Genomic DNA, 25,162 nt, shown 5'->3' with positions numbered 1-25,162 from the left:
GCTGGTGATGGGCAAACCTCTCTTCGTGGCGACAGGGGCCTATTCGTGCGGCAAGACCACGACGCTCCGTCACCTCGCGTCCACGCGGGGCTACCGCATCCATGGCGAGGCGCACCGGCGCGTGCTCGACGAGCTCGGCGCGCGCACCCACGGCCACGCGCCGGACGCGCCGTTTCGCCCGATCGACACGCCAGAGCACCTCTGTCCGATGTGCCGAAAGCGGGAGTTCGCCGCGCTCGTGCTGGAGACCCAGAAGGCCATCGAGGTGGACGCGCGCGAGGGAGACTGGCTGGAGCGCGGGTACCTCGATCCGGTCGAGTACTACCTGCGCACGAGCGGAGAGGCGGAGTACCCTTGGCGGGAAGGCGAGCCCGCCTTCGAGCGCTATGCGCTGGTGTTCCTGTTCGCCGTGATGCCAGAGCTCCAGGAGCCGCGCTGGGGCAAGAGCAGAGAGGCGCGCGCCGCCGACGCGGAGCGGATCAACCAGCGGCTCGGCGCGCTCTACCGCGCTGCGGGCTTCGAGGTGATCGACGTCGGCCCCGGCACGGTGGAGGAGCGGGCGGAGCTCCTGGCGAGCCGCGCGCGGCTCATCGAGCGTGCTATCCTGGGCACGAGCCCATGGTAGCCGCTGCGCACATGCCGCTTCCGTCCTCGACCGCTCCTGCGGGGGAGCAGCGGTTCGTGATCCACGGCGTCCCCTGGCAGACCTACGTGAGGCTGCGGGACGAGCTCGACACCCCTGGCCTGCGGATGACCTTCTGCGAGGGAACGCTGGAGCTGATGAGGCCGTCCATCGATCACGAAGTGGCGAAGAAGAGCATCGCCCGCCTCATCGAGCTCTTCGCGCTGGAGCGGGACGTGCCTCTCTACGGCTACGGCTCGACCACGTTCCGGCGCGAGGCCAAGTCACGCGGCCTCGAGCCCGACGAGTGCTATTGCGTCGGCGGCACGCTGAAGGAATTCCCCGATATCGCGATCGAGGTGGTGTTGACGAGCGGCGGGCTCGACAAGCTGCCTGTGTACAGCGGGCTCGGCGTCCGCGAAGTCTGGTTCTGGGAGCGCGATGCGTTCCACCTCCACGCGCTGCGCGGCGAGCAGTACGAGCCCATCGCGGCCAGCGAGCTCATTCCGGATCTGGATCTCGTCGCGCTCGCGCGCTTCGTGCGCTGGCCGGATCAACACGAGGCGGTCAAGGCGTTCCGCAGCTGGCTGCGAAACGGAGGCTGAGGCCGCCCCGCCGTCAGCCCACCGCCATGCTCGGCGCGCCAGGGCGCATGGCGCGGCGGGCGCGGGGCCCTTACCCCTCCGCGAAGTCCTGAGCGAGCCGCACGTCCTTGAGCTCGGCGCCGAGCAGCTCGATCGCGGCCGTGACGAGCGGGTGGTCAGCCACGGCACGCTTGGCGGCCTCGATGCGGGCCTTGCGCTCGGCGGTCTCGACCTGGGCGAGCGACGGGCCGGCGCTGCCTCGGGTGATCGTCTCGAAGACCAGCTCGGCGGGGGCGCCGAAGTGGGCGCCGAGGACGCGGGCGAGCAGGTCGCGGGACGCCGGCTCGGTGGCCTGGCCGGACAGGAACGAGTTCGCCTCGTAGCCGAGCGCGACGCGGGTCGGCGTGAGCTCCAGCACCGCCGCGTGCTCGAGGACGGAGGCGAGCGCTGGCCGCTGCACCCTGACCGCGGCGATCACAGCGCGCCAGGTGGCGAGGTCCTCCGCGCTCATCGCTGGCGGCGGCGGCGCGCTCGACGCTGGCGCCGGGCTCTGCGCCGAGGGCGGCGCGCTCGACGCTGGCGCCGGGCCCTGCGCCGACGGCGGCGCGCTCGACCTCGGCGCAGAGCCGGGTGCCACGAACTGCGGCGCGCTCTGCGGAACGGAGTACAGCGCGCCGCGCGGCGACGGCGGCGGAGCGCTGTCGGCGCGGTACGCGGGCGCGACCGCGCCGCTCGCGTACGGCGGCGCCTTCGCGAAGGCCGGCGCGGCCCCGCCGCTCGCGAAGCTGGTCGCGGCGCCGTGCACGCCCGGCGCGCCGTTCACGAAGGGGACGACGTTGGCGGCCGACGTGCCGCTCGCCGCGACGCCGCCGTTCGCCGCCACGCCGCCGTGCGCTCTCGCCACCCCGCTCCCGCCCGGCGCGCCATAGACGGCCGCCGCGCCGTTCGCTCGCGCCACGCCGCTCGCCGCCGCCACGCCGTTCGCCGCCGCGCCAGTCGGTCTCCCAGCCCCGCCCGCGCCCGCCGCGCCGCTCGCGAAGGCGACGCCGTTCGCCGGTGCGCCGGTGGCGGCCGCGCCGTTCGCTCGCGCCACGCCGCTCGCCGCCGCCACGCCATTCAACGCCGCCGCGCCCTCGGGCGCAGCCTCGGCCGAGGACGCCCCGCGCCGGGGCGCAGCCGCTCCGCCGGACGGCGCGCCGGGCCGCTGCGGCCCGCGCTCCGGCGCGCCGCCGCCGCCACCCCCGCCGCCGCCTCCGCCGTTCAGGCGCCGCTCGAGATCGCCGAGGCGGCGCAGCAGCTCGTCGATCGGCAGGAGCGGCGGCCTCCGGGCGAGCCGGACGAGCGCCATCTCGAACGAGGCGCGCGGCTGGCCGCTCCGGGCGATGTCGTCGAACGCGCGCGAGAAGCCCTGGTGAAGCCGCGTGAGATCGTCCGCGTCCGCCCGCGCCGCGAGCGCGCGCGTGTCGGCGACCTCCTCGTCCGCGAGATCCAGGAGCGGCGCCGGGTCCTCGCAGACCTTGGCCACCACGAGATCGCGCAGGTGCGCGAGGAAATCGCGGGCCACGTGGGGCAGATCGTACCCCTCCTGCGCGAGCTCGCCGACGATGCGCACGCACGCCGCAGGGTCGCCGTCCACGAGCGCGCCCGCGAGCCGGTGCAGCACGACGCGGTCGGCGACGCCGAGCACCTTCGCAACGCCCTCGGCCGTGATGCGATCGCCGCTCGTCCCCACCCACGCGATCACCTGGTCGAGCAGGCTCATCGCGTCGCGCATGCTCCCCGCCGCCTCCCGCGCGAGCGCGCTGAGCGCCGGGTCGTCGGCGGGGATCTTCTCCTGATCGAGCACCCAGCGGAGCCGCGCCGCGATCGCCTGCGCCCCGATGAGCTTGAAGTCGTAGCGCTGGCACCGGCTCAGGATCGTGACCGGGACCTTGTGCACCTCCGTCGTCGCGAAGATGAACTTCACGTGCGGCGGCGGCTCCTCGAGCGTCTTCAAGAACGCGTTCCACGCCGCGTTCGAGAGCATGTGGACCTCGTCCACGATGAAGATCTTGAACCGGTCGCGCGCCGGCCGGTACGGCAGGCTCTCCTGGAGCTTGCGCACCTCGTCGACGCCGTTGTAGCTCGCGCCGTCGATCTCCTGGACGTCGACGTCCGCGCCGACCGTGATCTCCGCGCACGGCGCGCACGTCTGGCAGGGCGTCGCCGTCGGCCCGTGGACGCAGTTCAGCGCCTTCGCGAGGATGCGGGCGCTCGTCGTCTTGCCGACCCCGCGGACGCCCGTGAAGAGGAACGCGTGGGCGACGCGATCCCGCGCGATGGCGTTGGCGAGCGTCGTGGAGACGTGCTCCTGTCCGACGAGATCCTCGAAGGACTGCGGGCGCCATTTCCGCGCGAGGACGACGTAGCTCATACGCTGCTCGACTAGCACCTTCTCGCGGGCGCGTCGCCGCGGCTGTGGCCGGTACGGAAGTCGCCCTGCATTCCGGAGAGTTTGCCAGAATTGCCGCACAAAATGCACCCCGCCCGCGCCAGGGCCGGAACGGGCCGGAACTGGCCGGAACCGCGCCGCCGCGCGCGCCAAGGAGCCCCTGGAGAGCGCGCCAACCAGCCCCCTGAAGAGACGGAGGAGCCCGCTCGCGGCGGGCGGCCCCGGAGGGCGACGCCCGTGGTGCCGCGCGCTGCGTCGAACGGCCGCGCGCTGCGTCGGCGGGCCGCGCGTCCAGCGCCCCTCCTCGTCCCCGTCCCTCCCCCGTCCCCCTCCCCTTCACGGTTGCGGCGCGGCGCGGTTCACGGCATAGACGCCGATCTGAATATGCAATTTCGCGGCGGAATGAACGAGCTGGTTCGCCAGGCGGCGCGCGTGCAGCGCAAGATCGACCAGGTGAAGGGCGAGCTGAAGGACCGCGAGGTGAGCGCGACCGCCGCCGGCGAGAAGGTCACCGTCGTGGTCTCCTGCGAGGGCAAGGTGCGCCGGATCGAGGTCGACCCCGCCTTCCTCGCGAGCGAGGGCCTGGAGATGGCGCTCGACGCCATCGTGGCCGCATCGAACTCGGCGCTCGAGGCGGCCGACAAGCTCGTCGAGACCGAGATCACCAAGGTGACCGGCGGCGTCAAGCTCCCCGGCATGCACACTTGACAGCGTTGCGCTCCCCGTCGTCGCTCCCCGGCTCCTCGAAGGTCCCGAACGGCGACCGGGGCGCGCCCGCGGCCGGCTTCCGGAGCGCGCCCGGCGGCCTGCCCGGCCGGTTATCGCGGGTCGCCCAGCTGCTCGCCCGCCTTCCGGGCGTCGGCGAGAAGACGGCGCAGCGCTTCGCCCTCTTCCTCGTGACCGCCGGCGAGGACACCGCGCGCGACCTGGGGGGCGAGCTCGTCGAGCTCTGCGATCACATCAGGCCGTGCATCCGGTGCGGCCACATCGCCGAGCTCGACGACGACGGCCGGGCGCTCTGCGCCATCTGCCTGGATACGCGGCGCGACGGCGCGCTCCTGTGCGTTGTCGCGCGCGTCCAGGACCTCCTGGCGATCGAGCGGAGCGGGGCGATGCGCGGGCGGTACTTCGTGCTCGGCCGGCTCCTCTCCCCGCTCGAGGGGGTCGGCGCCGAGGAGCTGCCGCTCGAGGCGCTCCGGGCGCGCGTGCGCGATCCCGAGCAGCCGGTGAGGGAGGTGCTGGTCGCCACCCCGCCTTCCGTCGACGGAGAGGCGACCGCGCTCCTGCTCGCGCGGGAGCTCGGCGCGATGGGGATCCAGGTCACGCGGATCGCCAGCGGCGTGCCGCACGGGGGAGATCTGGAGTTCGCCGACCAGGTGACGCTGGGGCGAGCCATCGAAGGCCGGAAGAGCTTCGGCTAGCAGGAAACGCGAGAATCGGCCCCAGCCAACGAAAGCGAGGGGCGGGGCGGGCGGGCGTCCTTCACGCCGAAGCGCCCACGAATTTCAGAGGTCGACATGTCCAAAATCGCCATCACATCCGATCGGGCCCCGCGCGCCATCGGCCCCTACTCGCAGGCCGTCAAGGCCGGAGATCTCGTGTTCTGCAGCGGCCAGATCCCGATCGATCCCGCGACGGGCGAGCTCGTCGCCGGGGGGATCGAGGAGCAGACGGCCCGGGTGATCAAGAACCTGACCGAGGTGCTGTCCGCGGCCGGCGCGAGCTGGAGCGACGTGGTGAAGACCACGATCTACCTGACGGACCTCGCGGATTTCGCCATCGTCAACCAGGTGTACGGAGCAGCCGTCGGCGGCGTGCTGCCCGCACGGGCGACGGTGCAGGTGGCCGCGCTGCCCAAGGGCGCCGCCGTCGAGATCGAAGCTGTTGCCCATCTTTCGCGATAATCGGGGAGCCGCGGCCGCGGTCCCCATCTCCACTATGTCCCCGGGAGCCTCGACATGAGCACAAAGAACGAGAGCGAGAGCACGGAGCGGACCGCCAGCGCAGTTCCCGAATCTGCGCGCGAAGGCGCCCCCGATGCAGAGAGCGGAGACAAGCCGCGCGCGCGGCGGGTCGTCCGGTCGGCGAGCACGTCCGTTGCGGCGAGCGGCGCGAGCGGCGTGAAGCGGACCGACGAGCCCTCCGAGGGCGCGTCGGCGCAGCCCGCAGGCGAGGCGCCGCGCCCCTCGTCGAAGGCCGCCGCAAAGGAACCGCAGGGCTCGCTGCTGGATCTCATCGCGCCCCGCAAGCGGCCGGCGCTCGCAGACGCGCCGCCGCCGCCGACGACCGAGGACGCCGCGCCGCCGCCGGCCGCCGCGCCGCGGGTGGTGCGCGACTACCGCGCGCCCAGGCCCGAGCGGCCCGCCGTGGCCTCCGGCGGGCCGAGGCCCGACCGCGGGCCCAGGCCCGATCGCGGCCCGCGCCCCGACCGTGGACCCAGGCCCGACCGTGGACCGAGGCCCGACCGCGGGCCCAGGCCCGACCGTGGACCCAGGCCCGAGCAGGGCGCTGGAGCGGCGCAGGTAGCAGGCGCAGAGCAGGGCGCGAGGCCCGACCGCGGGCCGCGCCCCGACCGACCCTGGTCCGACCGCGGGCCCAGGCCCGACCGCGGGCCCAGGCCTGACCGCGGGCCGCGCCCCGACCGCGGGCCGCGCCCCGAGCGCGGGCCCAGGCCCGACCGCGGCTTCTCGGCGCGGCCGGCAGCAGAAGGCGGTCGGCCGCAGGGCCCCGGGGGCGCCGAAGGACGAGCGCCCGCCGCGGCGAAGCAGCAGCAGAGCGACCGGATGGTGACCGTGGTCGGCCAGGGCGCGACCGCGACGGTCGTGACGGGCAAGAGCGCCCGGCAGCCGCAGGGCCCGGCCAAGCCGGCGCACCTCCTCTTCGCGCTCCCGGCCGCCAAGGCGAAGCCGGTCGCGACCACGGACAAGCCGGCGCCCACGGCGCGCGAGGCGCTCGGCGCGCGCACCGCGAAGGCCCAGCAGGCCGCGGCCACCGCGAAGAGCAAGGCCGAGAGCGGCGCCCGCCCGGAAGGCAGCCCGAGCGCCGGGGCGACGAAGGTCGACTTCGACGCCGAGGTGCTCGCGGCGGGCTGGGATCGGGCGCTCGAGGCGCTGAAGTCGGCGGGCGACGCCGCGCCGGCGCTCGTCGACGCCTGGCTCGGCGCCTCCAACGCGGAGGCGATCGCGGCGGCCGCCGAGTCGGAGGACGCCTCCGGCGCGGCGCGGAAGGCGGCGCGGCGCGCGCTCAACGTGATCAAGTCGCGCGGGGTGACGATCCCGACGCGCCCGCGCGTGGTGCGGCTCGCGGAGGAGCGCGCCGAGGTGGTCGAGGCCACGCTCATCCCGCCCGACTCGAGCGGGACCGAGGCCATCGCGATCACGAGCCGCGACACCAGCGGCCGCTACCGGATCGCCGAGGTGATCGTGCGCGACTCGGTCGGCGTGCTGCACGCCGGCGCGGGGTGGCTCAGCGGCTCGCAGATCAAGGAGGGCCGCGCGCGCGCGTACGAGAACCTGGGCACGGCGCCCGTGCCGGTCTCCCTGGAGTGGGCGCGCCACCGGATCGCGGCCGCGAAGCGGCAGAACGCGGTGTCGGGGCAGGTCGTGCCGCTCGGGTTCGAGGGATGTCGCGATCTCATCGAGCCCGCGCCGGACGCCGAGCCGAGGCACCCGGTGGCGGACCTCGAAGAGAGCCTGACGGACGAGCTGGTGACGGCGCAGATCGCCGGCTCCGCCGCGCTGCACGAGGAGCCCGAGTTCCGGCACTGGCTGCCCTCGCGGCCGGCGCTCGACGAGCTCCTGCAGAAGGTCGGCCAGCGGCTCGGGGCCGCCGGGATGCGCGATCCCGGGCTTGTGAACACGGCCCTGCGGGAGGAGATCGACCTCGCGACCGACCGCTTCTTCTCGCCCGAGGTGCGCGGGCAGCTCGCGACGCGGATTCGAAGCAGCGCCGTGTCGCTGCGGGCGCGCAAGGGCGACGCGGCGGCCACCACCGCCCTCGCCGTCGCGCGCGCCATCAAGGACGCCGGGCTGATCACCTCGCCGCCGCGGGAGATCCCCTTCCTGGCGGCCTTCTTCCAGAAGGCGCTCGGCGTGCTCGCCCAGCAGGGCGGCGGGCAGCTGCGGATCCCGGTCCCGGCCGGCGCCGTCCCGCCCGCGAGGGACGCCGCGGCGGGCAGCGAGGAGCCCGCCGAGGGCTCCGGCCCCGAGGCCCAGCCGTCGACCGGCGGCTGATCGGGAGCGCCGGCCTCGCCGGCGCGCCGGCGACGCGAAGCCGGTGACCCAAAGGCCAGGAGGCGAGCCCGGGGCGACCCGGCGCTCGCCTCTCGGCTTTTGTCCTGGCGGAGCTACTTCACAGCGATGGTGATGTCGCCGTTCTCGGTGAAGAGCTCGAGCAGGCCGCCGTCGCCGTCCCCCATCGTGTACGACGTCGCGCTGCCCTCGCCGGCGGTGGCCCACGTCGAGGGGATCCCCTGCTCCACGACGTCGCCGTTGAGCGTCTGCGCGGTCATCGTCCCGTCCACCCCGGCCGGCACCGAGAGCTCGATCGCGCCGTTGCCGGAGCTGATCGCGCCGTCGGAGGCGCTCCACGCGTCGAGGTCGACGAAGACATGACCGTTGTCGGTGGTCACGTCGATCGCGCCGCGCGCGCCGACCACGTCGATGCTGCCGTTGTCGCTCACCACGGTGGTGCCCCGGGACGGGGCGCCATCCAGGTTGATCTCGACGCCGCCGTTGTCCTGCTCGACACGGAGCCCGCCGTCGAACGCGGCGGGCAGGACGACCTGGATGTCGGCGCCCAGCCCTCCCCACCCGCCCGACACGCGCCGCGTCGAGATCACGACATCGCCGTCGGTGATCGCGGCGAGCTTGAGGTCGTTCTCGATCTCCTCCACCGCGACCTGGTTCTCGTCCTTCTTGCGCATCGTGAACGGGGAGAAGATGACCTCGACCTCGCTCACGTCCCCGGTGACGACCTCGACGTCCCCGTTCTCGCTCACGATGCGGACGCTCTGGGTCGGTAGGTAGTCGACCCGAGCGCGCTCCTCGGTGCCCTCGTAACGTACGAGGGTCTCAGCGGTGATGGAGTTGTCGTCGATGCTCAGGGCACATCCGGCCGTCGCTGCAGCGGACGCGGAGCACACCAGGAAGCAGGCGATTCGAAGCGAGCGATTCATCATGGATTCCTCTCGGGCAGATTGTACGGCGGGCGAAGTGCGAGCCCCATCCGACCCGCGCAGGGAACATGCCGGCCAGTTCCTTGGACGCGCGCTCCGAGCGGCACGTCATGGATCGCAAGATTTCGACGCTGTCGAGACGGCCGCAGCTGGCTCAGGGCGTCTCCCACGGGAGGGGCATCGCACCAGCACCCACCCTCCTGCGGAAAGCCGCGTGCAGCGCCCGGGTCTTCGGGCCGGGGACACCCGCGCCGATCGTGTGGGCGTCCACGCGAACGACCGAGACGATCTCCCGGAGGCTCGAGGTGATGAACACCTCCTCGGCGGCGAGGAGGCGGGCCATCGTGACCGGCTCGCAGCACACCGGCATGCCGAGCTCGCCGGCGACGTGCATCACGTGAGCCCGGGTGATGCCGACGAGGATCCCTGCCTCCTTGGGCGGCGTGATCAGCAGGTGCCCCGGGTCCTCCGCGCCCTCGAGCGCCGCGGGCCTCCGCTCGACAAGGAAGACGTTGGACGTCGTGCCCTCGACGACATGACCTGACGGGTCGAGGATCAGCGCCTCGTGCGCCCCCGCGGCCCGCGCCTGGCGCAGGGCGAGCAGGCTCTCGAGGTAGTTCGAGACCTTGGCGCCGGGCGCCGCGTCGCCGGCCCGCTGGGTGCAGATCGTGATGACCGAGATCCCCTCGCGGTAGAGCCCGCCCGGCAGCGGCTTCAGCGGCTCGACGAGGATGACGCGGAGGGGCGCGCCCGCGAGCGAGGGATCGAGCCCGAGCGGGCCGCTGCCGCGCGTCAGCATCACCCGGAGGGTGCTCTCGAGCGGCGCGGCCGAGTCCGCGGCGGACGCCGAGCCCTGAGCGCCCGCCGAGCCCGCCGTGCCCCCGGCGCTCCCGGCCGCCGTCGCTGCCCGGAGCAGCGCGACGACCTCGCGGCCGAGCTCGTCGCGCGGGATCGGCAGGGCGAGCGCGATCCGCTCGGCCGAGCGCTCGAGGCGGGCGAGGTGCTCTTCCAGAGCGAACGGCTCGCCGCCGTAGGTGCGGATGGTCTCGAAGACGCTGTCGCCGTAGAGGAAGCCGCGGTCGTAGACCGAGACCCTGGCCTCCTCCGGCCGGTGGATGACACCATCGATGCTGACTAGCCGCGTCACGCGGCGAGATTACGTCACTTCTTGAGCTGCGCCAGGAGCTCCTTCGCCGGGGCGAAGTCCCGCTCGTTGTCGAGCGCGCGCTCCAGCATCTGGATCGCCTTCTTGTCGTCGTTCTGACGGTGGCTGATCACGCCGAGGTAATAGAAGACCTCGCCCTTGCTGATCGGCGCGCCCTCGTCGAGCTTCTGGAGGAGCAGGGCGCGGAAGGTCTTCTGCGCGCGATCGATGTGCGCCGCCTTCGCCGCGTCGTCGCCCGACTCCGACAGATCGAGCGCCAGCACGCCGAGGTCGCGGAGGATGGCGATCGAGCCCGGGTCGATTTTGAAGGCGATGTCGAGCTCGGCGAGCGCCCGCTCCCGCTGCCCCTCGGCCAGGTAGGCCTTGGCGAGGCGGTGGTGGATCGCGGCGAGATCCTTCGAGCGGCGGCCGCCGTAGGACTCGACGATCTGCTGGAGCGCCTCGGCGGCCTTCTGGCCGCGGCCCGAGGCGCTGTACGCGTCGCACAGCGCGAGCAGGAGCTCGCGGTCGCCCGGCACGAGCTCGGTCGCCTTGACCAGGAGGTCCGCCGCGCGGCCGGGATCGCTCCGCTTCGCCAGGTGGATGCCGGCCGCCTTGCGGTAGAGCGCCACCTTCTCGGCCGGCTGCGCGGCCGCCTCGGCGTCGCCGGTGATGAGATCGGCGAGCTCGGTGAAGGCCTGCTGCTTCTCGTAGAGGGCGAGGAGCTGCTTCCTGATCTCCTGCGCCGACCCGTCCGCCGCGAGCCCCCGCTCGAGCACGCGCCGGACCGCGCCCTCGTCGCCGAGGGACCGGTGCAGATCCGCGAGCCGGAGCGCCGTGCCGACCGCCTCCGCGGCGCGGGCGTCCTCGAGGATCACCTCGAGCCGCTGCGCCGCCTCGGCCTTCTCCCCGCGCTGCTCGTGCAGGCGCGCCAGCGCGAGGAGCGCGCCGTGGTGGCGCGGCTCGCGCTCGAGGACCGCGCGGTAGGTCTCGATCGCCCGCGCCGTGTCGTTCAGCCGCGCCTCGTAGACCTCGCCGAGGCGGACGCTGTACGAGAGCTCCGCCGCGACGTCGCCGCGGTCCTTCGCGCGCTCGATCTGCGTGACGAACAGGTCCGACAGCTCCTGATCGCGGCCCGTCTTCTCGAGCAGCTGGGCGAGCAGGACGGTCGCCTTCTCGTTGTCGGGCTGCTCGTCGAGGACCGCGCGCAGGTGCTCGGTCGCCTCGCTCACGGCGTCGAGCCGCGAGAGGCAGATCTCCGCGCTCTCGAGGCGCAGCGCCGAGCGGGCCTCGGGCGACTCCGCCAGGTCGGTGAGCCGCTCGAGCAGCGCGAGCAGCTCCTTGTGCTTGCCGGCCTTCGCGTAGAGCTCGCGCAGCGCCGTCGCGGCGCGCGCGTCGCCCGGATCCGCCTCGAAGAGCGTCTCGTAGAGCTCGATCGCCGCCGCGTCGTCGCCGAGCCGCTCGCGCGCGACCGCCGCGGCGGCGTGCCGCGCGTCGCGGATGCGCTCGGCCTCGGCGTAGAGCTCGGACTGGCGCACGAGCAGCCGGAAGACCTCCTTGTGGTCGCCCGCCTCCTCCCGCACCTTCGTGAGCTCGGCGAGCGCCCAGGTGTCGCCCTCGTCCGCGGCGATCATCTCGCGCAGGATCGCCTCGACGAGCTCCCGGTCGCCCAGCGCGCGCTCCGCGAGCTCCTTCGCCTCGCGGCGGAGCTCGCCCGCGCTCCCTTCCATGCCGTCGAGGGCGGCGATCCGGCGCAGCGTGCCGATGAGGTCGCGCTCGCGCCCCGGCGCCCGCTGCAGCTCCTCGATCGACCGCAGGATGTGCTCGCTCGTGGCGTCGTGCGTGAGCGCCGCCTCGTACGCCGCCTCGGCGGCCTTGGCGTCGCCCACCTTGTTCTTCTGCCACTCGGCGATGCGCATCCACAGGTCGCGCGCCGTGTCGCCGTCGAGCTCGGTCCCGGCCCGCACCGCCCGCTCCAGGGCGGAGGCGGCGCTCGCCCAGCCGCCCGTCAGCGGGGCCAGGCGCTCGATCTCGCCGAGCACGTCCGGATCCGACGGGTCGTCGGCGAGCGCCTTCTCGAGGGTCTCCAGCGCCGCCCTCGGGTCGTTCGAGCGCACCTCGAGCACCTTCGCCAGGTCGAGGCGCATGCGGATCCGCTCCGCGCCGCCCGGCGCGAAGCGGATGCGCTTCTCGTAGAGGCGCGCCAGCGCGGCGTTGTCGCCCCGCGTCCGGTAGACGCCCTCGAGCGCCTCGGCCGCCTCGTCGAAGAGCGCCGGGTCCTCGGTGAGCGCCTCGATCGCGCCGCTCGCCCGCTCGTGATCGACCGCGCGATCGAGCGCCTGCCGCAGGGTGTTCAGGCCCTGGGGCTTGTCGCCGAACGACCCGATCTGGATCACCGCGAGCCGGTAGAAGAGATCCGCCTGGTCGCGATCGCCGGGCGTGACCGCGACGCGGCGCTCGAGCACGTCCGCGAGCGACCGCTCGTCGGCGAGGCGGCCGTAGAGCCGGTCCAGCGCCTCGAGGAGCTCGGGCGTGTCGCCGGCGTGCTCGACGGCCTTCGCGTAGGCCTGGGCGCTGCGCCGGTCGTCGCCGAGCTTCTCCTCGGCGATGCGGCCGATCCGCAGGAACAGGTCCTTCGCGATCGTCGCGTCGAACGTCGCCGCGGCCCGCTGCGCGAGCGCGTCGCAGTAGCGGCTGAAGCCGTCCGTGCGCTCCGCGAGCCGCTCGATCTCGCCGTGCAGCGACGCGTCGTCCGGCGCGTCCTCCAGCGCGCGGAGCAGCGCCTGCTCCGCCTCGAGCGGGCGGCCGAGCTGCACGTCCTGCACGAGGGCGATCGCCCGGAGGGTCGCGGCCCGGTCGGTCGGCTCGGTCTGCGCGCGCAGGCGCAGCTCGAGCGCGGCCGCGAGCTCCTCGTGGCGGCCGGCCGCGCGGAGGACGGGCTCGAGCACCTCGGCGGCGTCGAGCCGCAGCTCCTCCCGGCCCTCGCCGATGGCGCGGACCGCCTGGATCGCGTGGTCGTTCACCGCGTCCTCGTCGAGGACGAGCCGGTACTGCTCGATCGCGTCGCTCGGGCTCTCCAGCTCCCCCGCGTAGAGGTCGCCGATCGCCGTCCGCAGCTTGATGCGCGCGCCCCTGTCCGCGGCCGCGCTCGCCTGGAGCATCAGGTTCGACAGGAGCTCGTCCCACATCCGCTCGGCCCGGTAGAGCCGCTCCAGCGAGGACAGCACCGCCGGATCGCCCTGCTTCGCCTCGAGCGCCGCGTTGAGCGCCGCGATCGCGTCGCGCGGGCTCGAGAGATCCCGCTCGTAGCGCTCGGCGGCGCGCACGTTGAGGTCGTAGCGCAGCTCCTCCTCGTCGGGGCCCGCGAGCTCGACGCGCCGGCCGTAGAGCTCCACGAGGCGGCTCGCGGCGCCGCGCGGCTCGTGCAGCTCGATGAGGGCGTCGATCGTCATCGCGCTCTCCGGATCGAGCTCGAGCGCGCGCTCGTACGCCTGGATGGCGCCCTCCGTGTCCTCGAGCATCTCGAGCTTGGTCTCGGCGATCCGCCGGCAGATCGAGGCGTTCTCCTCGTCCGACGCCATCTCGCTCTTCTTCTCGAGGACGGAGATCAGCGTGTCCCAGTCGCTGAGCAGCACGGCCAGGGTGTCCATCTGCTCGAGCGGCTCGGGATCGCTCGGGTCGAGCGCCGACAGCCGCGCGTAGGCGCGGAGCGCCCGGCGCGGGTCGTCGATGCGCGTGTCGTAGACCTTGGCCAGCGACGAGAGCAGCTCGCGCTTCGTGAGCTCGTCCGACGTGGTGGTCACGCCCGCCTCGAGGCTGTCCGCGAGCTCCTCCCAGGCGCCGAGCTGCTCGGCGAGCCGCTCGAGCTCGCCGCGCGTCTCGCCGTCGTCCGGATCGAGGCCGAACGCCGTCCGCGTCGCGTCGAAGGCGCGCAGCTCGTCGTTGCCGCGCGTCTCCCAGAGCTTCGCCGTCTCCCGGAGCACCGCGACCTTCTCGCGCGCGTCCGAGGCGAGGCCGAACCGCTCGTCGTTGAGCCGGACGAGCTGCCGCCAGTCGTCCGCCCCCTCGTAGAGCGGGCCGAGGATCTCGACGACCCGCGCCTTGTGCTGCGGATCCTGGATGAGCGCCTCGAGCGCCCGGATCGCCTCGGCGTGCGAGGGCACCTCGCCGACGATCGCCTCGAGCTGATCGATCGCGCCCGAGGTGTCCTCGAGCCGCGTGCGCAGGAGCGCCGCGAGCGCGAGCCGGTAGGGCGCCGCCCGCTCGCCGTTCGGGGCCGCCTCGGCCCGGCGCAGGTAGAGATCGGCGAGGTCGCGCGGCCGGTCGAGCTCGCGGTAGAGCTCCGTCAGCGCGTCGAGCGCCCGGGCGTCGTTCTCGTCGACGTCGAGCGCCGCGCGGTACGTCTCGATCGCGAGCGCGGGCTCGCGGAGCTCCGTCCGCTCCAGGCGCGCGATCGTGTGGAGCGCGTCGAGCCGGTCCTCGTCCTTCCGGTAGTCGAGCGCCGCGCGGTAGAGCTGGATGCGCTCGGCGTGGCGCCCTTCCTTGACGAGCAGCCCGTCGATCGCGTCGAACAGCTCGCGCGAGTCCGGCTCGAACTCGTGCGCGCGCCGGTACCACCGCAGCGCGTCCGCCACGTCGCCGAGCTGGGCGTAGAGCTCGCCGGTGCGCCGGCTGAGCTTCGCGCTCGACGCGTCGTCCGAGGTGAGCTCCCCGAGCTCCGCCGCGTAGATCTCCGCGAGCCGCCGCTCCGCGCTCGCCACCTTCGCGAGCCGCTCGAGCTCCGCCCAGACCCCCTCGTCGGTGAGGTCCTCGTGGAGGAGCTTCGCCACCGTCTCGAGCGCCGCGCGGTAATCCTCGAGCTGCTCCTCGTGCAGCGTCGCGAGCCGCTGCAGCAGATCGCGGCGCTCGACCGGGTCCTGGCTCGCGGCGAGGCGCGCGTCGAGCGCGATCTTCACCCGGTTCCAGTCCGCCCGGCGCAGGTACACCGGCTCGAGCATCTCGCCCGCGCGCGCCCTGTGCTCCGCCTCGGCCGAGCCCTCGAGGATCGCCTCGAGCAGCGAGACCGCGCCCTCGTGCGCCGGATCGATGAGCAGCGCCTCGGAGAGCTCGTCGAACGCGCGCTGCAGGTCCTCGGTGTGCCGGTGCGCGACGAGCGCGATCTTGACGTGCAGCTCGGCGAGGTCGCCCGCGCGCACGTCGAGCTGCCGCTCGTAGAGCCGGATGAGGTCCTGGAAGCGCCCCGCCTCGCGGTACAGGCCGTCCAGCGCCGCGATCGCGTCCGGGTGGAGCGCGATGTCGAGGATCGTCTCGTAGGTCGCGATCGCGCTGGCCTGGTCCCCGAGCGGGCCCCGCTCGAGCTCGGCGATCCGGAAGAGCAGCCCCGTCTTCTCCTCGTCGGTCTCGGCGTTCTCGACCCGGAGCTTCAGGATCTCGAGCAGCCGCCCGGCGTCGCGCGCCTCGCCGTAGAGCTCCTCCAGCGCGATCATCGCCCGCCGGTCGTCCCCGCGGGCCTCGAGCGCCTTCTTGTACTGCTCGACCGCGAGCTCGCGGTCGTCGAGCTTGTGCCGCGCGAGCTCGCCGACCCGCAGCCGCACGTTCTGCTGCACGTCGCCGTCGAGGATGTCCGGCGCGATGCGCTGGAACAGCTCGCACACCTCGGACCAGCGCCCGGTGGCCTCGCCGAGCCGCTCGACCGTGGCGATCCAGGTCGTCACCTCGGGCTCGCCCGCCGCCTCCCGCACGCCGCGGAGCGCGTAGCCGAACGCCCGCGACGTGTCGCCGAGCGGCCCCTCCGCCGTGCGGAGCGACTTCTGCAGGGTGGCGAGCCGCTCGCTCGGGAGATCCGAGGTCTCGACCTTGATCTCCAGGACCCGGAGGAGGCGCTCGGCGTCGCCGTCCGCCTCGTAGAGCGGCTCGAGCGTCTCGGCCGCGTCGCGCCGCGCGTCCTCCCGCTCGAGCATCGCCTCGAGCGCCGCGCGGCAGCGCGCGTTCGACGGGTCGAGCGAGAGCGCCTGGCGGTACGCCTCGAGCGCCCCCGTCGCGTCGGCCTGGTGCAGCCGCCGCACGTCGCCGAGCCGCGCCAGCAGATCGAGCCGGGCGGGCGTCTCCACCGCGAGGGACAGGTCCACCTCCAGCGTCTCGGCGAGGTCGACCCAGCGCTCGTCGAGCTCGTAGAGCTCCTCGAGGGCCGCGAGCGTCGGGCGCTCGGGGCCGAACTCGTCGAGCACCGCGCGCCACGCGTTGATCGCCTCGGGCACGTCGGCGAGCTTCTGCGCGAGCGTCTCGGCCGCCTTGGTCATCGCGCGCCGCCGCTCCTCCGGCTCCGTCGTCGACTGCTCGCGCGCCCGGAGCACGGAGACGAGCTCCCGCCACTGCGACGTCCGCTCGTAGAGCCGCTCGAGCGCCGCGAGCGCCGCCACGTCGGCGCCGTCGTCGCCGAGCCGCGCCTGCCAGGCCTCGATCGCCTTGGCCGGGTCGTCCAGCACCGTCTCGTGCAGGGTGCCGATGCGCTCGTAGAGCGACCGCCGCGTCTCGACGTTCTCCTCGAGGCGCACCTCGATCGCGAGCACGCCCGCCAGCGCCTGGTGCTGCTCCTTCGCCGCGTAGATGCGGCCGAGCGCCTGCGCCGCCGGGATCACCAGCGTCGGATCGGTCGGATCGATGGCGAGCACGCGCCGGTAGACCTTCTCGGCCCGGTCGGCGTCGCCGAGGAGGTCCTCGCAGATCCTCGCGACTTCCATCAGGATTTCGCCGCGGATGGTCGCCGTCCCGCACGCGTCCGCCGCCGCCGTGAGCACCTCGGCGACCTGCTCGTGCTCGCCGAGGCGCCGGCCGATCTCGATGAGCCGCTCGCGCGCCGCGAGGTCCTCCGGCTCGAGCGGCAGGAGCTCCGACAGGCTGGCGAACGCGCCCGCGTCGTCCCTGAGCCGCTCGTCCTGGAGCACGCTGACCCGGCGGAGCAGCTCGCGCCGCTCCGACTCGGTCTCGGCGCCCTGGCGCCGGATCTCGAGGACCCGCACGAGCTGCCGGATCTCGTCCCGCGCCTCGTACACCGCCTCGAGCACGCGCGCCGCCCGGAGCCGGAGCGCCCCGATGTCGAGCAGCCGCTCGACGAGCTCGCGCGCCTTCGGGTCGTTCTGGCGGATCCGCAGCACGTCCTCGAGGTGCCCGAGCGACCCCTCGGGCTCGTGCAGCCGGTCGAGGTAGATGCTGCCGAGCGACAGCTTGATCTCGACGCTCTCGGCCTCGGTCGCCGTCTTCAGGCGCTGCTCGAGGAGCGCGGCGAGGTCGCGGAAGCGGCCCTCGCGCTCGTAGAGCTTCTCCAGCGAGTCGAGCGCCGCCGTGTAGAACGGATCGAGCTCGAGGATGCGCTCGTAGTAGCCGATCGCCTTGGCGGCATCGCCGATGATCTCCTCGGCGATGAGCGCCACCTCGTTGAGCAGCTCGATGCGCTCGCTCTGGTCCGTCGTGCCCTTCGCGGCGCGGTCGTAGAGCTCCTCGAGCTCGCCCCACCGCTCGGCCGCCGTCAGGATCTGCTTCAGCCGCTCGAACGCGCGGTGGTTGTTCGGGTCGAGGCTCAGCACCCGCTCCAGGTAGGGCTTCGCGCCCTCCGGGTCGCCGAGCTGCTCGTCGTGGAGGCTCGCCGCGCGCTCGCAGAGCTCGACCTCCACGGAGCTGCCGAGCACCTTGTCGCCCTCGGTGCGGCCCGCGACGAGGTGCACGCGGTACGCCTCCGCGAGGTCGGTCGGGCGGCCGGCGCGCCGCGACAGCTCGGCGGCGCGATCCCAGAGCTCGATGTCGTCCGAGAACTCGTGCAGCGCCCGGAGGAGCGCGTCGAACGCCGTCCCGGCCGCGTGCAGCTTCGTCTCCTCGACGCTCGCGAGCGTGAGGTAGAGCTCCCGCCGCCGCGCCGGATCCCGCTCCGACTCGAGGATGACCCGGAGCGCCATCGCCTCGCGCCGGTGGTTGCCCGTCTCGGCGTACTCGACGGCGAGCACCTTGGCCGCGCGCACGCGCGTCTCCGGGCGCTCGACGAGCCGCGAGAGGACGGTGATCGCGTCCGGGTCGTGCGCCGCCAGATCGAGCGCGCGCACCGCCGCCTCGAACGCGTCCGCCGGCCGATCCAGCCGGTCCAGGTAGAGCGTCGCGAGCTCGATCTCGCGGCGCGCCCGCTCGTCGCCCTCGCTGACGTCGCGGTGCGTGGCCACGATCACGGACGCCGCCTCGTACTCGCCCGCGGCGTTCAGGAGGCGCGAGAGCACCCGCAGCGCGTTGATGCGCCCGGGCGTGAGCGCGATGACCTTGCGCAGGAGCTCGATCGCCTTCGCGGGGTCGCCGAAGACCTCCTCCTCGAGCGTCGCCCACTCCTCGAGGATCTCGGCGCGGTCCTCGCCCCCGACCTGGCTCGCCCTGAGCTCGAACAGCCACCGCAGATCGGCCTGCCGCTCGTTCGCCCGGAGGAGCGCGTCGAGCGCCCGCACCGTGGCGTCGTCGGACGGATCGTCCTCGACGAGGCCGCGGTAGACGGTGACCGCCTCGTCGAGCTTGCCCATCTCGCGCGCGTACACCTCGGCGAGCTTCAGCCGCAGCGTGCGCTGCACGTCGGTCTCGAGGTCCTCCGCCGTCCGGAGCCGGCCCTCGACCGCCTCGACGAACGGCCCCCACGAGCCCGCCGCCCGCGACCAGGCCTCGAGCAGATCGAGCCCGTCGTCGTCCGGCTTCAGCTCGTAGGCGCGGCGCGCGTAGCCGAGCGCGCTCGGCTTGTCCGAGAGCGGCCCGCCCGTCACCGCCGCGAGCTTGCGCAGCATGCCGACCTGCGCCTCGGCGTCGTCGGTCGCGTCGAGGAGGATCTCGTAGAGCGCCGGCAGCCGGGCCCACTTCTCCTCCTCCTCGTAGATCGGCACGAGCGCCGCCGCGGCGCGCGCGTCCTTCGGAGAGACGCTGAGCACGCGCTCGTACGAGCGCGCCGCGCGCTCGGGCGCCTTGAGCTGCTCCTCGAAGATCCGGGCCGCGCGGAAGGAGATGTCGAGCTTCGTGGCCGGGTCGGTCGCCTTGTCCGCCGCGCCCGAGAGGAAGTCGACGAGGCCCTCCCAGTCGTTCTGCGAGGCGTAGAGCTCCTCGAGCCCGTCCCAGTCGCCCGCGGCGAAGTACGCGTCGCGCAGGACGCGGAGCGCGCGCGCGTGCCCCGGCGAGAGCGTGAGCACGCGCCGCCACGTCCGCGCCGCCTGGGCCGGATCCTTGAGGCGCTCGGCGTACACCGCCCCGAGCTTCTGCAGCGAGACGAGCCGCGCCGCGTCGTCGGGCGCGAGGTCGACGCGGCGCTCGAGCACCTCGGCGACCGTGCCGAAGTCCTTCTCGCGCTCGGCCTGCTTCTCCAGCGCGTCGAGCACCCCGGGGGCGCTCGGGTCGAGCTCGAGGATCCGCTTCTGCAGCGCGATCGCGTCCGCGCCGCGGTCGAGCCGCTCGGCCGCGAGCTTGGCCATCTCGCCGAGGAGCTCGATCTTCGCGGCGCCCTCGGCGCCCTCGAGCTTGCGCTCGTAGAGCGAGTAGAGCTGCGGCCAGGCGCGCCGCTTCAGGTAGAGCTCGCGGAGCTTCTGCTGCGCCTCCTCGTCGATCGGCTCGACCGTGAGCAGCGCCTCGTACGCCGCGATGGCGTTCTGGACGTTGGAGAACTGGTCGAACCAGCGCCGCGCGACCGCGCGGTAGAGCCCCGCCTTCTCGGCGGGGCTCTCGGTCAGCTCGGCGAGGCGCTGCTGGTACGAGAGCAGGTCGCGCCAGCGCCCGAGCGACTCGTAGATGCGGGTCAGCTCCCGCACGGCGTCGACGTCCTTGTCGTCGAGCTGGACGATCTGGGTGAGGACCGTGACGAGGGCCGCGTCGTTCTTGGCGCGATCGCGGTAGATCCCGGCGATGTCGCGGAGCACCCCGACCCTGCCGGCGACGTCGTCGGCGGGCGTGCGCTCCAGGTCCTGCCGGTGGAGCTCGACGAGGGCGTTGTACCCCTCGGTCTGCAGGTAGAGGCGCTTCAGCGCGTCGCGCGCCTGGCGGTTCTCCGGGTCGGTCCGGAGCACGGACTTGTACTGCTCGATCGCCTTGGCGGCGTTCTCCTGCGACTCGGCGAGCCGCGCGAGCTCCGTGGCGATGGCGCGCTTCTCGGCGCCGTCGGGCACGGCGCGCTGCGCGTCCGTGAGGATCGTCGTGAGCCGCGGCTTGTCGCCGCGCTGCTCGAGGACCTCGCGGTAGAAGTTGAGCATCCCGGCGTGCGCGGGGTCGGCGCGGCGCACGCGGTCGAAATAGGGCTCGGCCGCCTGGGGCTGGCCGCGCATGCGCCAGTGGACCATGGCGATCTGCACGAGCATGCCGAGCTCCTCGCCGGGCTTCACGCCGCCGCTGCGGAGCTGGTCCTCGTAGAGGGCGACGAGGCGATCCCAGTCGCCGGCGGCGGAGTAGGCCTCGGTCAGGAACGAGAGCGCCTCGGGCTGGCCGGGCGAGAGGTCGAGCAGCTCCTCGTACGCCCCGACCGCGCGGGCCGGATCGTTCAAGCGGGCCTTGGTGGTGCGCGCGGCGCGGAGGGCCGCCGCGATGCGGTCCTCCTTGAGCTGGGCCTCGGCCTTGACGAGCGACTGGACGCGGACGACGGCGTCCCAGTCCCCCGCGGAGGAGAAGGCGATCTCGGCGAGGTTGGCCGCGCGGAGGTTCTTCGGGTCGAGCATGAGGGCGAGCTCGATGAGCTCGGCCACCCTGGCGCCGAGCTCGGCGCGGCCGTAGCGGTAGCCGATGTCGGCCGCGCTCGTGTAGAGCGCGCTCTTGAAGGCGCCGTCGGTCGCGCCCTCGGCCTCGGCCACGTACCGGTCCACGAGGTCGCGCCACCGCTCGCGCTTCGAGGCGTCGGTCTCGAGCGCCTCGGCCGCGGCGTCGTCGTCGGGGCGCAGCTCGAGCAGCCGCTTGTACGCGGCCGCCGCGCGGTCGACGTCGATGAGCTCCTCGTGGTAGACGCGGGCGAGCTCGGCCTGCATCGCGGGCTCGACGGCGCTGCCTGCGGCGAGGGCGATCTCCAGCTCGAGGAGGCGGGCCACGGCCTGCCATTCCTTCCGCTGCTCGTGCCGCCCGCGCGCCGCGCCGAGCAGGCGCTCGACGTCCCCGGGGCCCGCGCCGTTGTTCGGAGCAGTCACGGCCTCCGCGAGCTCGTTCCAGGCTGCCTCGTTTTCGGGCTCATCCTGCAGACGCCCAAGGGCCATCCGAATCGTCTCAACGCTCATCGTCTCTCCGCGGACCTCGCGAATTCGGTCCGGTCCGTTCACGGGCCGGGCGAAGATAGCCGGGCGGACGACACGGTTTCAAGGTTCCTCGCCCCCGCGGGCCTGGAAGGTCGGCCGGAGCTTTCGCGCGCTTCTGCTCCTGTGGCGCGTGGACGTCCGAGCGGGCGGGCCGTCAGGCCGCGGCCGAGGGCGGTTCACCGCGCTCTCGGCTTCGGCTATCAACCGCGGGCATGGAAGCTACGACGATCAAGCGCTTCGGGGTGATCGGCGCGGGCCAGATGGGGCGAGGCATCGCCCAGGTCGCCGCGGCCGCGGGCCTCGAGGTGGTCCTGTGCGACGTCTCGAGGGCGCTGGCGGAGTCGGGCAAGGCCCAGATCGCCGCCATTCTCGCGAAGCAGGTGGAGAAGGGCAAGCTGGCCGCGGAGGCGCGGGAGGCGCTCCTCGGCCGGGTCGCGGTGGCCGACGGGATGTCGGGCCTGGCCGGGGTCGACCTGGCCGTGGAGGCGGTGACCGAGAGCTTCGAGGTGAAGAGCGGGATCTTCAAGCTCGCCGACGCGGCGCTGCCGAAGGGGGCGATCCTGGCGTCGAACACGTCGTCGATCTCGATCACGCGGCTGGCGGCGGCGACCGGCCGGCCTGAGCTGGTCATCGGGATGCACTTCATGAACCCGGTGCCGCTGATGAAGCTCGTCGAGCTCGTCCGTGGGGTCCAGACGTCGGACGCGACGTACGAGGCCGTCCGGGCGCTCTCGGTTGGGCTCGGCAAGACGGTGATCACCTCGAAGGACCAGCCCGGGTTCATCGTGAACCGGATGCTGATCCCCTTCCTCAACGAGGCGTGCTTCGCGCTCCAGGAGGGGCTGTCCACGCCGGAGGACATCGACGCGGGGGCGCGGCTCGGGCTGAACCACCCGATGGGGCCGCTCGAGCTCGCCGACCTGATCGGGCTCGATACGGTGCTGTCGATCGCGGAGGTGCTGCACCGGGAGTTCGGGGACTCGAAGTACCGGGCGGCCACGTTGCTCCGGAACCTGGTGGCGGCGGGGTGGTACGGGAAGAAGAGCGGGCGGGGGTTCTACGTGTACGACGAGAAGGGGCAGAAGAGCGGGCGGGCGGTGTAGGCGGCTGCTGCGGAGCCAGGGAGGGAGGGGGCGCCGCGCGGGGGGCCGGCGGGGGCCCCTCCCACGAACTCGCGCCTTTTGGGGGGCCGTGGCCGGCTGAACGGCGGAGCCGATCCGAGAGGGCGTCGCACGAAGCGGGCCGGCGCTCGGGTTCGTGGGGCCCTACCCCGCCGGCCCCCCGCGCGGCACCCCCTCCCTCCCTGGCTCTCTCCAGGGGGGATGATGACGGGGGAGCGGCGACGGGATACGCGCGAGGCGAACACGGGTGTGCGGGTCGGAGGACGGGCGGTCTGCCCGACTCACCACGATCGCACGCGGGCTCGCGACAGGACCGTCACGTCGCGCACCCGCACTCAAGCGGTGAGTTCGGATCATCGAGCGACGGGCCATGTCCCGGAACAGGTGCGAGACTCCTCCGGAAATCGCTCGCTCGTCGGCTCGGCAACGGCCTCGACACAGCGGGATCGGGCGGACACGGAATGACGCCTTCCCTGGCTCACGGCAGGCGCTTCCCACCGGCGCGGGGCGCTGCTAACCACGCTCCATGACCGCTCAAGAACAGCAGCCGGGGGCCCCTGCTCGCGGTACGCTCCAGTTCGTCGCCGTCGAGCGCGCGGATCACGTCGCCATCGTGACCATCCAGCGGCCCGACAAACTCAACGCCCTGAACCCCGCCGTCCTCGGCGAGCTCACCACGGCCTTCCGCGACCTCCTCGCGCCCGCCGAGGGCAACGAGGTCCGCGCGGCGGTGCTGACCGGCGCCGGCAAGGCGTTCGTCGCCGGCGCCGACATCGCGGAGATGGCGACCATGAACAGCATCGCCGCGAAACGGTTCGCCGACGCAGGCCACCGGCTCGCCGAGCTCATCGAGACTGCCCCCTTCCCCGTGATCGCCGCCGTCAACGGCTTCGCGCTGGGCGGCGGCTGCGAGCTCGCCCTCGCATGCGACTTCATCTACGCCGCCGAAGGCGCCAAGCTCGGCCAGCCCGAGGTGAACCTGGGCGTCATCCCGGGGTTCGGCGGGACCCAGCGGCTGCTGCGACGGGTCGGGCCAGGACGCGCGCGCGAGCTCGTCTATTCAGGAGACATGATCACCGCCCAGCAGGCGCTGTCGATCGGGCTCGTCAACGCCGTCTTCCCGGCGACCGAGCTCCTCGCGCGCGCCCGCGAGACCGCCCTCAAGATCGCCTCGCGCGGGCCGCTCGCCGTCGCCGCCGCCAAACGCGTCCTCCTGCGCGGCGAGAGCCTCGACCTCGCCGCCGCCAACGAGCTGGAAGCCCAGGCATTCGCCGCGCTCTTCGGCAGCGAAGATCAACAGCTCGGAATGAAAGCGTTCCTGGCGAAATCGCAGGCCACATTCACGGGCAAGTGAAGGCTCGGGAGGCGCGAACCGCGCGCTCGACGGCAAAAAAATACCGCGCATCACGCTGGAGGGGGGCCCAGAATGACCGCGGCAGGGACACCGCGCCGGAGTCTTGAACGTCCGCCACGGTGCGAAGAAAAAAGACCGCATGCGCTCCGGGCTGGGGGGTCCGCGCCGGTGCGCATGCGGTAGTCAGATTGTGGCATCCGCAAGCGCGTTGTCGATAACAAAGTGCAATGACTGCACGCCGAGCGAGCAGAGCGCTCCAGACACGAAGGCGGCCAGGCGGGCGCGCAACCCACACACACAAGCGCAGCGGGAATTCACGTTCGAGCCGGGCATACCCCTCCACCGGAGACAGCGCACAGCGCAGCGTTCGCCGTGCATTCCGAGACGAGCGAACACGAAATCCCTCATCTCTTCAATAAGAGATGCCACGAGGCAGCAGGCCGTACACCGGACGCCTGCTCCCGAGTAAAGAGCCCGGACGAACAAAGCACACTGCGGAAAGAACGCGCCGGCGCCTTGTATTCAAGCGCACGAGAGACCCCGCTCAGGCGCTGCACGCGACAGGCGCTGCACCCGCACGGCGATAAAGTAAACAGGTTTTATCTAAGGGGGACATAATTCAAGACGTGTGCTCGACGACTCTTCGCGTGATGCGTCTGGGTCAATTTCTCGGCCTCGGCCATCGCATCACAGGGCCTCGATCGCTCGTCGGCGCGCCCATGTCTGCTCGATGGGGGCACCGACGGGCGCGCGGCGCGCCTCGGCAGTGATGGCTTCGTGCGCCCCGGCAGTGCCCGCGAGGGCGAGGCGTCCACCAGCGGCAGGCATCACCGCCGCACCAACGCCGCGGACGAGGGCGCTCGCGGCGGGCCGGAGCGCGCAAGGCGGAAGCTCGACCCCGGTCGACGCACCCGGGTTCGCCCGGTCCGCGCGCCCGGGGTCCGCACCCCGGTACGCGCCCGGCTCGCGTGATCGCGCCGCCTGGATACGTGGGCCGACGCGCGGGGCACCGCGCGCGAGGCGGAGCTGGCCCGCGCTCGACGGGGAGCTCGTCCGACACGCCATGCCAGATGCAGCGCCCGCTGAGCGCCTCCTCCGCGATCGGGGCGCGACGTCCTTGACGCCGGGCACGAAACGGGATTACCGAGCACCGGCCTGACAATCCATTCCTCGGGTGCCCTCCGGGGCATAACAGGGAAGCCGGTGCAAAACCGGCGCGGTCCCGCCACCGTGAGTGGGGAGCTGCCTCCGAAGACCACTGGGCCTCATTAGGAAGAGGCCTGGGAAGGTGGACGCAGCGCTGGGAGCTCGATCAGCTCCCTGAACCCATGAGCCGGGAGACCTACCCGAGCCTCCCACGAGGTGCAGCTTGCGCACGTCTTCGTGGCGTTCGGGTGCGGACTTCACCCGGAGCGCCGAAATCGGTCTTCACGGCCGCGCATTGTCGATCGCTG

General features: G+C 73.2%; 12 protein-coding genes and 1 riboswitch. Of the genes, 8 read left to right on the top strand and 4 right to left on the bottom strand.

The window, feature by feature from the left end:
* Positions 1-7 precede the first annotated feature (7 nt).
* On the top strand, positions 8-625 hold the full coding sequence (locus tag WMF11_RS01480; RefSeq protein ID WP_437976170.1) for an AAA family ATPase: 618 nt from the start codon (positions 8-10) through the stop codon (positions 623-625).
* Positions 619-1,227, top strand: a complete 609-nt coding sequence (locus WMF11_RS01475) for a Uma2 family endonuclease (protein ID WP_437906641.1) — start codon at positions 619-621, stop codon at positions 1,225-1,227. Before WMF11_RS01480 ends, WMF11_RS01475 begins: the two co-directional genes overlap by 7 nt.
* Before the next feature lie 70 nt (positions 1,228-1,297).
* On the opposite strand, the gene dnaX is transcribed toward WMF11_RS01475, so the two are convergent.
* Positions 1,298-3,619, bottom strand: a complete 2,322-nt coding sequence (gene dnaX, locus WMF11_RS01470) for a DNA polymerase III subunit gamma/tau (RefSeq protein WP_437976169.1) — start codon at positions 3,617-3,619, stop codon at positions 1,298-1,300.
* Positions 3,620-4,021: 402 nt separating this feature from the next.
* Between dnaX and WMF11_RS01465 the strand changes: the two genes are divergently transcribed.
* The 4 genes from WMF11_RS01465 to WMF11_RS01450 all read left to right on the top strand — a co-directional run bounded on the left by WMF11_RS01465 (position 4,022) and on the right by WMF11_RS01450 (position 7,869).
* Entirely contained in the window at positions 4,022-4,345 is a 324-nt protein-coding gene (locus WMF11_RS01465) for a YbaB/EbfC family nucleoid-associated protein (protein ID WP_437976168.1), read from the top strand.
* 98 nt (positions 4,346-4,443) lie between these two features.
* On the top strand, positions 4,444-5,058 hold the full coding sequence (recR, locus tag WMF11_RS01460) for a recombination mediator RecR (protein WP_437331070.1): 615 nt from the start codon (positions 4,444-4,446) through the stop codon (positions 5,056-5,058).
* 96 nt (positions 5,059-5,154) lie between these two features.
* The gene (locus WMF11_RS01455; RefSeq protein ID WP_437279214.1) at positions 5,155-5,541 is read left to right on the top strand and encodes a RidA family protein; all 387 of its coding nucleotides are present in this window, start codon (positions 5,155-5,157) and stop codon (positions 5,539-5,541) included.
* 54 nt (positions 5,542-5,595) lie between these two features.
* Positions 5,596-7,869: a hypothetical protein gene (locus WMF11_RS01450; RefSeq protein ID WP_437976167.1), complete on the top strand. Its 2,274-nt coding sequence runs from the start codon at positions 5,596-5,598 to the stop codon at positions 7,867-7,869.
* Between the two features lie 113 nt (positions 7,870-7,982).
* Here WMF11_RS01450 and WMF11_RS01445 read toward each other — a convergent pair whose 3' ends face one another.
* The 3 genes from WMF11_RS01445 to WMF11_RS01435 form a co-directional block, all read right to left on the bottom strand.
* Positions 7,983-8,816, bottom strand: coding sequence for a hypothetical protein (locus WMF11_RS01445; RefSeq protein ID WP_437906633.1), 834 nt, complete (start codon positions 8,814-8,816; stop codon positions 7,983-7,985).
* A 151-nt stretch (positions 8,817-8,967) separates the two neighbouring features.
* The gene (locus WMF11_RS01440) at positions 8,968-9,960 is read right to left on the bottom strand and encodes an aminotransferase class IV (protein WP_437976166.1); all 993 of its coding nucleotides are present in this window, start codon (positions 9,958-9,960) and stop codon (positions 8,968-8,970) included.
* Between the two features lie 14 nt (positions 9,961-9,974).
* Positions 9,975-21,128, bottom strand: coding sequence for a tetratricopeptide repeat protein (locus WMF11_RS01435; RefSeq protein WP_437976165.1), 11,154 nt, complete (start codon positions 21,126-21,128; stop codon positions 9,975-9,977).
* 317 nt (positions 21,129-21,445) lie between these two features.
* Here WMF11_RS01435 and WMF11_RS01430 point away from each other — a divergent pair, with 317 nt between their 5' ends.
* Both WMF11_RS01430 and WMF11_RS01425 read left to right on the top strand, forming a co-directional pair.
* Positions 21,446-22,336 (top strand): 3-hydroxyacyl-CoA dehydrogenase family protein, encoded by an 891-nt coding sequence (locus tag WMF11_RS01430; protein WP_437906627.1) that lies wholly within the window; start codon positions 21,446-21,448, stop codon positions 22,334-22,336.
* Positions 22,337-22,880: 544 nt separating this feature from the next.
* Entirely contained in the window at positions 22,881-23,708 is an 828-nt protein-coding gene (locus WMF11_RS01425) for an enoyl-CoA hydratase/isomerase family protein (protein WP_437976164.1), read from the top strand.
* Between the two features lie 1,155 nt (positions 23,709-24,863).
* Positions 24,864-25,072: riboswitch (cobalamin riboswitch) on the top strand.
* Positions 25,073-25,162 lie beyond the last annotated feature (90 nt).

The sequence above is a fragment of the Sorangium sp. So ce295 genome, assembly GCF_051527405.1.
GTDB classification, from domain to species: Bacteria; Myxococcota_A; Polyangia; order Polyangiales; family Polyangiaceae; genus Sorangium; species Sorangium cellulosum_B.
Note: the sequence above shows the minus strand (reverse complement) of the source record. Positions and strands in the feature narration are given on the sequence as shown.

Coding starts and splice junctions, on each gene's coding strand:
- WMF11_RS01480 (WP_437976170.1), top strand. CDS start 8: ATGGGCAAACCTCTCTTCGTGGCGACAGGGGCCTATTCGTGCGGCAAG.
- WMF11_RS01455 (WP_437279214.1), top strand. CDS start 5,155: ATGTCCAAAATCGCCATCACATCCGATCGGGCCCCGCGCGCCATCGGC.
- WMF11_RS01450 (WP_437976167.1), top strand. CDS start 5,596: ATGAGCACAAAGAACGAGAGCGAGAGCACGGAGCGGACCGCCAGCGCA.
- dnaX (WP_437976169.1), bottom strand. CDS start 3,619: ATGAGCTACGTCGTCCTCGCGCGGAAATGGCGCCCGCAGTCCTTCGAG.
- WMF11_RS01475 (WP_437906641.1), top strand. CDS start 619: ATGGTAGCCGCTGCGCACATGCCGCTTCCGTCCTCGACCGCTCCTGCG.
- WMF11_RS01430 (WP_437906627.1), top strand. CDS start 21,446: ATGGAAGCTACGACGATCAAGCGCTTCGGGGTGATCGGCGCGGGCCAG.
- WMF11_RS01465 (WP_437976168.1), top strand. CDS start 4,022: ATGCAATTTCGCGGCGGAATGAACGAGCTGGTTCGCCAGGCGGCGCGC.
- WMF11_RS01445 (WP_437906633.1), bottom strand. CDS start 8,816: ATGATGAATCGCTCGCTTCGAATCGCCTGCTTCCTGGTGTGCTCCGCG.
- WMF11_RS01425 (WP_437976164.1), top strand. CDS start 22,881: ATGACCGCTCAAGAACAGCAGCCGGGGGCCCCTGCTCGCGGTACGCTC.